The following is a 7026-nucleotide window of genomic DNA, read 5'->3' as shown; positions in this document are numbered from 1 at the left end:
CCACCCCCCACGCCCCTCCCCCGCTCTCCCCGCTCGCCCCGCGATCTTGCACTTGAGGCCCCCGGTTCGCCCGTTATCAACGTTATGCGGGGGCCGAAACTGCAAGATCGCGGAGAACGGGGGCGCGGGCGGGGGGCGTTAGTCAGGGGGTGGGGGTGGGGGTGGGGAGGTCGTGGGTGGCGTGGAAGATGACCGCGCCGAGGACCTCCGCCGGGGCGCGGAACCTGTCGAGGCGCGCGTCGGCGAAGGTGACGTCGCCGTGGAACGAGGCGCGCCCCTCCGGGCCGCCGAGCCGGAACACCGCACCCTCGAACGTGGACCCGTCGAAGCGGGTGACCCCGTGGAACTGGGCGGCCGTGAAGTCGGCGTAGTCCACCGCGCACCCGCTGAGGTCGAGGTCGACGAGGGTCGCGCCGGACAGCGACAGGCTCATGCCCGCCCAGTTCACCGCCCCGGAAGCCGGCCCGCCCGGCCCATCCGGCCCATCCGGCTCGTTCGGCCCGCCCGGCTCATCCGGCCCGCCCGGCCCGTTCCGCTCGTCGAGCCTGCCCGAACCGCCCGGCTCACCCGGGGCACCGGCCCCCTGGCGCAGGCGTGCGGCGAGGAGTCGCTGGGCGGCGCGGCGCAGCTCCACCTCGCCGGCCTGCGCGGCGTCCAGCTCGCCGGTCACGTGGAACGGCAGCGGGACGCGCAGGTAGCCGCAGACGGCGTCCACCACCCGCTGGCGCAGCTCCGGTCGAGCATCGCCCAACTCGCCGAGGACGCGCAGGCCGACCCGACGCACCTCGGGATCGGGATCGGCGAGCTGGCGGGCGTACGGCGCGACGGAGCCGTCGGGCACGAGCACCGCCGCGCCGCCCGGGGCGGCCGGTCCCTGTGCGCCGGACGGCCCCTGCGGACCGGCCGGTTCGGTCGCGTCGTCCGGGCCGAGTTCCGACGTCCAGCCGAGGGGCCAGCACATCGGCTCGTCGTCGGCCGAGCCGGCCCACCGGGCGTCGGTGAGGTCCACGGCCGGCTGGTCCAGGTGCACAGGCCCACCGAACCACGCCCCGCCGAAGGTCGCCTCCGCGCCGAAGCGCGCCTTGTAGAACCAGGCCGGGCCGGCGAAGCGGGCCCGGCGGAACGAAGCCGGGCCGACGAAGCGGGCCCCGTCACCGCCTTCGGTCCACTCCTGGTAGTCGCCCATCAGCACCGCCACCGGCCAGCCGGGGTCGTCCTCGTTCGGCTCGTCCCACTCAGCGGGCCGGACCTCCTCGATGGTGTCCCAGGCCGGGTCGTCCTCCCAGAACTCCTCCTCGCCGCGCCCGAACCAGGCCAGCCCGCCGAACGCCGCGCCCGCGAAGCTCGCCGGCCCCCGGAACCGGGCCCGCCCGAACACGGCGTCGGCGGCGAAGTGCGCCTCGTCGAAGCGGGCCGCACCGTGGAAGAGCGCGCGGGCGAAGATCGCCTCGCCGGTGAACCGGGCCCCGGCGAACGAGGCCGTCCCCAGGAAACGGGCGTCGTCGAACCGGGCCCCGGCCAGCACGCAGCCGCCGAGATCGGCGTCGACGAGGGTCGCCCCGGCCAGGTCGACGCCGACGGCTGACGCACCCGCGTCGGGCCGGAGCAGCCCGGCGAGCACGCGCCCCGCCACCCGCCGCCCGTCGGCGTCCAGGTTGGCAGGACCGTCAGCCGGCGTACGCAGGTATGCGCACACCGCGTCGGCGGCATCCTGCCGCAGGTCGGGGTGGGCCGCGCCAACCTCGGCGAGCCGCCGCAGGGCGGCCTCCCGCTGCCCACCCGCCGCAGCCAGCACCTGCCGGCCGGCCGCCCGGCACTCCTCGACGCCCGCCGCATCGTCCACCACGTGACCCCCTCCGCACCCGACGGCCACCCCGCACACCGGCCCCGCTGCCGGGTCGGCCCCGACGCGTCGGCGCAGGATAGCCGCAACGACCGACATCGGCGCAGGCACCGGAGAATCGGAACTGTGCCGTGTCCGTCGGCACACGGTCGGGGCGCCGTCATCGTCGACCTGCCGGCGGCGTGCTGGTGGGTCCACCACCGGGCCACCCCGTACGGGCTGCGCCGGCAACAAACGGTGCCAGCACTGCCCGCCCGCGGTTCCTGAGATCACCTCGCGCCCAGTCAGGCTTGACGGGTGACACCCATGACCCGCGAGACAGAACCTGCCGCAAACGAAAGAATGCCAACGAATTCGTAAATGCTTGTGAACTTCCTTCGCCATCGTGGAAGTTGTGCATCAAATCGATTACTGTCATTTTGCCAGCTTGGCGAATTTACGGGGATGGGAGATCCTGTGAGAATGAGAGCTATACCGCCGGCGATTGCTCTGGTGGGTGCGTCGGCAGGAGCGATGATTCTGCTGACCGGAAGCCCGGCCATGGCCGCCGACACCGCCTACCTGGAGCAGACCCAGTACCTCACCAGCACCCCCACGGACTCGCTGGCCACCACGTGCACCAGCAAACGGATCACCCTGGCGGCGGGGGACTACACCTGGGGCAACTACTACCCCGGCTCGGTCCAGGATCAGTACCTCGGCGCCACCACCTACACGTGGACGACCTGCCTGGACCCGAAGAACGGGTACTACCGGCAGACGACGACGCTGGACCCGGATCATTCCGGATGGGCCAACGCCACCATCAGCGATGATTTCGTCATCTCCCCGTCCGGCAACTGGACCTGGGGTTCCTATATCGACCCCCACTTCTGATCCAGCCTCCACCACGGGTGCCCGGGGCGCGTCGCTCCGGGCACCCGGCCGGGTGGGGCGGGGGTGGTTCGCGCGATTCGATCGGAAATCGGGACCCTGGCGCCGGACCGATCGGAGTGGGCGAAGCCGCACGCGGCATGATCGTCTGCTGTTTCCGGAGAACTCGTCCGGCGTGTCGTCTCACTGATCAGCAGACGATCACGCCAGCCGCGCTCCCCTCACAGGGCCACCACCGCCGCCGACTCCGGGGGGAGTTCGATGCGGTCGCGGGTGACCGAGACGCCCTCCTCCGTGGTCAGCAGCACCCGCCGCGCCACGCCCGGCAGGGTGATCCGCTGCGCCCGGCCGGCGAGGTTCGCCACCACCATCCGCTCACCCCGGTGCATCACCAGGAACTGGTCGCCGTGCCGGACGTCGACGGCGTCGAGCCGGGGGTCGGACAGGTCGGGGTCGCTCTTGCGCAGGGCGATGAGTCGCCGGTAGAAGTCGTACATCCGGCGGTGTTCGGGCTTGTCCAGCTCGGCCCAGTCGAGCCGGGAGCGCAGGAACGTCGCCCGGTCCTGCGGGTCCGGCACGTCGCCGGGCGGCCAGCCGTGCGCGGCGAACTCGCGCCTGCGCCCGGTGGCGACGGCGGTGGCCAGCTCCGGCTCCGGGTGGCTGGTGAAGAACTGCCACGGGGTGCTCGCCGCCCACTCCTCCCCCATGAACAGCATCGGGGTGAACGGGCCGGTGAGCAGCAGCGTCGCGCCGACGCGCAGCAGCGCCGGGGAGAGCGTCGCGGAGATCCGGTCGCCGGTGGCCCGGTTGCCGATCTGGTCGTGGTTCTGCAGGTACGCCACGAAGCGGTGCCCCGGCACGCGCTGCCGGTCGACGGGCCGGCCGTGGCTGCGTTCGCGGAAGCTGGACCAGGTGCCGGCGTGGTAGAACCCGCCGGTCAGCACCTGCGCCAGGCACTCCAGGGAGCCGAAGTCGGCGTAGTAGCCCTGCCGTTCCCCGGTGAGCAGGGTGTGCAGGGCGTGGTGGGCGTCGTCGTTCCACTGGGCGTGCAGGCCGTACCCGCCGGCCTCGCGGGGGGTGACCAGCCTCGGGTCGTTGAGGTCGGACTCGGCGATCAGCGACAGCGGCCGACCCAGCCGGGTCGACAGGGCCTCCACCGCGACCGCGATCTCCTCCAGCAGGTGGGTGGCGCGGGAGTCGGGCATGGCGTGCACGGCGTCGAGGCGCAGGCCGTCGACGTGGTAGTCGCGCAGCCACATCACGATGCTGTCGACGATGTAGCGGCGTACCTCGTCGGAGTGGGGGCCGTCGAGGTTGACGGTGCGACCCCAGGTGTTGCTCCGCTCGGTCAGGTACGGCGCGAACATCGGCGCGTAGGCCCCGGAGGGCCCGAAATGGTTGTAGACGACGTCGAGGATCACCCCCAGCCCTTTGGCGTGGGCGGCGTCGACGAACCGTTTCAGCCCGTCGGGGCCGCCGTACGGTTCGTGCGGGGCGAACCAGCAGACCCCGTCGTACCCCCAGTTGTGCTCGCCGTTGAAGGCGTTGACCGGCAGCAGCTCGACCAGGTCGACGCCGAGGTCGACGAGGTGGTCGAGGCGCTCGATCGCCGCGTCGAAGGTGCCCTCGGGGGTGAACGTGCCGATGTGCAGCTCGTAGAGGATGCTGCCGGGCAGTTGCCGGCCGGTCCAGCCGGCGTCGCCCCAGCGGTGGGCGGCGTGGTCGTAGCGCCGGCTCGGCCCGTGCACCCCGGCGGGCTGCCAGGGCGAGCGGGGGTCGGGCAGGGCCGGGCCGTCGTCGCCGAGGACGAACGCGTAGTCGGTGCCGGGGCCCGCGCCGGGCACCTCGGCCCGCCACCAGCCGCCCGGCTCGGGGCGCATCTCGTGGTCGTCGTCACCGGCCAGCCGCAGCCGGACCCGGGCGGCCTCGGGCGCCCACACGGTGAACTCGGTCATGCGGCAGCCTCCACGGAGTCGGTGGGTGCGAGGAGGGCGACGGGGAGAGTGTCGAGCAGATCGTCCAGCAGCAGCTCACTGCCACTGTAGACCCGCCCGGTGAACACGTCGGTAACACTGTTGCCGCCCAGCGACAGGCGGGTGCCCCGCCAGCCGCCGGCGCGGGCCAGCCGCAGCGGCAGCCGGGTGGCCACGGCGAGGGCCCCGGGCGGGTGCGAACCGCCCGCAGAGAAGACGCCCCGGTCGGCGGTGCCCCGGTCGAAGGCGACGACGTGGGCGGCGGCGGGGCCGTGCGCGGGCACCGGGCGGTAGCCGGCGAACAGCTCCGGGTGGTCGCGGCGCAGCCGCAGCGTCCGCGACACCACGAGCAGCTTCGCCGCGCCGGACGCGTCCACCGCCGGGGACAGGCCGGCGTCGAGCCGCGCCAGCTTCTCCCGGCGTACGCCGAAGTCGACCGGGCGGCGGTTGTCGGGGTCGACGAGGGAGTTGTCCCACAGCTCGGTGCCCTGGTAGGTGTCGGGCACCCCGGGCATGGCGAGCTGGACGAGCTTCTGCCCCAGCGAGTTGGACCAGCCGGCGGGGGTGATCTCGGTGGCGAACGCGGTCAGCTCGGCGTGCAGCTCCGGGTCGTCGTACATGCGGTCGACCAGGGCGTGCATGGCGCGTTCGAAGCCGGGGTCGGGGTCGGCCCAGCTGGTGGCCGCCGACGCCTCCCGGGCGGCCTTCTCGGCGTACCCGTGCAGGCGCTCCCGCTCGATGGGCCACGCGCCGACGGCGGTCTGCCAGAGCAGGTGGGCGAACGCCGGGTCGGGCAGCGGCGCGGCGGCCGTCCACCGGGTGACCCGCTCGGCCCAGCGGTCGGGCAGTTCGGAGAGCACGGCGAGGCGGGCCCGGACGTCCTCGCCGCGCTTGGTGTCGTGGGTGGAGAGGGTGGTCATGGCCGCCGGCCAGCGCACCTGGCGGGCGGCGGCGAACCGGTGGAACTCGGCCGGCGGGGTGCCGAAGTGGGCGGGGCTGCCGCCGACCTCGTTGAGCGCGACGAACCGGCTCCACCGGTAGTAGGCGGTGTCCTCGACGCCTTTGGCCATCACCGCGCCGCTCAGCTGCGGGAAGCGTACGCCCAGCTCGTCGTCGGGGTCGCGGAGCCGGCGGGTGACCGCGTCGAGGGCGGGGGCCAGGTCGGGGCGGCGGCGGCCGGCCTCGGCGCGGGCGGCGGCGAGGTGGCGGGCCCCGTGCGGCGGGTAGCCCCGGTAGACCGGGAAGCAGGCGGCCAGCTCCGCCAGGGCGGCGCGGGCGGAGTCGGGGGCCAGCTCGGGGGCGAGCGCGGCGAGGCGGGTCAGCTCGGCGGCGAGCAGCCGGGTGGCGGCCTCCAGCTTGGTGTCGTGGGTGAGGTCCTGCCAGGAGGTGTGCCGGCCGGTGAGCCGGGCGTCGAGGGCGGTGAAGTCGGCCTCGGCGGCGCCGTCGACGAACAGGCCGCCCACGGCGGCGAGGGCGTCGTAGCCGGTGGTGCCGTCGACCGGCCAGTCGGGCAGTTCCTCGCCGTACTCCAGGATCTTCTCCACCAGCAGCCACGCCTGTGGCGCGGCGGCGCGCAGCCGGGCCAGGTAGCCGGCGGGGTCGCGCAGCCCGTCGGGGTGGTCGACGCGGATGCCGTCGACCTCGCCGGCCGCCGCCCACCGCAGGATCTCGGCGTGGGTGGCGGCGAAGACCTCCGGGTCCTCCACGCGCAGGCCGGCGAGGTCGGCGACGGCGAAGAACCGGCGGTACGTCAGCTCGCGGTCGCCGCGCCGCCAGGAGACCAGCTCGTAGTGCTGCCGGTCGTGCACCTGCCGGGGGCTGCCGTCGCCAGTGCCGTCGGCGATCGGGAAGCGGTGCTCGTGGTAGCGCAGCTCCCCGTCGGCGATGGTGAGGTCGTCCAGGGCCTCGGGGGTGTCGGCGAGCACGGGCAGCAGCAGCCGGCCCCGGTCCCAGTCGATGTCGAACCAGCGCGCGTACGCCGAGTCGCGGCCCCGGCGCAGCACGTCCCACCAGGCGGGGTTGGCCGCCGGCCGGGCCACCCCGGCGTGGTTGGGCACGATGTCGACGACGAGGCCGAGCCCGGCGGCGCGCAGCGCCCGCACCAGCCGCACCCGGGCGGCCTCGCCGCCCAGCTCGGGGTTGACGGCCCGGTGGTCGACCACGTCGTAGCCGTGCTGCGAGCCGGGGGTGGCGGTGAGCAGCGGGGCGCTGTAGAGGTGGGTGACGCCGAGGTCGGCCAGGTAGCCGGCGAGGCCGGCGGTGGTGTCGAGGTCGAAGCCGGGGCGGACCTGCACCCGGTAGGTCGAGCCGACGGGCACGGAGGGGGTGTCGGGCATC

At 74.2% G+C, this 7026-nt stretch carries 4 protein-coding genes; 1 reads left to right on the top strand and 3 read right to left on the bottom strand.

The window, feature by feature from the left end:
* Window positions 1–142: 142 nt before the first annotated feature.
* A complete protein-coding gene (locus tag LPA42_RS30205; RefSeq protein ID WP_228987037.1) occupies window positions 143–1846 on the bottom strand; it encodes a pentapeptide repeat-containing protein in 1704 nt (567 codons plus the stop codon).
* Window positions 1847–2356: 510 nt separating this feature from the next.
* Between LPA42_RS30205 and LPA42_RS30200 the strand changes: the two genes are divergently transcribed.
* Window positions 2357–2719: a hypothetical protein gene (locus LPA42_RS30200; RefSeq protein WP_077939908.1), complete on the top strand. Its 363-nt coding sequence runs from the start codon at window positions 2357–2359 to the stop codon at window positions 2717–2719.
* A gap of 218 nt (window positions 2720–2937) precedes the next feature.
* Here the strand turns inward: LPA42_RS30200 and treZ are convergent, their stop codons facing one another.
* Both treZ and treY read right to left on the bottom strand, forming a co-directional pair.
* Entirely contained in the window at window positions 2938–4671 is a 1734-nt protein-coding gene (gene treZ, locus LPA42_RS30195; protein ID WP_077939907.1) for a malto-oligosyltrehalose trehalohydrolase, read from the bottom strand.
* Window positions 4668–7025 carry a malto-oligosyltrehalose synthase gene (treY, locus tag LPA42_RS30190; RefSeq protein ID WP_077939906.1) on the bottom strand — a complete coding sequence of 786 codons (2358 nt, stop codon included), beginning with the start codon at window positions 7023–7025 and terminating at the stop codon, window positions 4668–4670. The genes treZ and treY overlap by 4 nt, the downstream gene beginning before the upstream one ends.
* Window position 7026 lies beyond the last annotated feature (1 nt).

This window comes from Micromonospora sp. DH13, assembly GCF_020873825.1.
In the GTDB taxonomy this organism is placed as follows: domain Bacteria; phylum Actinomycetota; class Actinomycetes; order Mycobacteriales; family Micromonosporaceae; genus Micromonospora; species Micromonospora haikouensis.
Note: the sequence above shows the minus strand (reverse complement) of the source record. Positions and strands in the feature narration are given on the sequence as shown.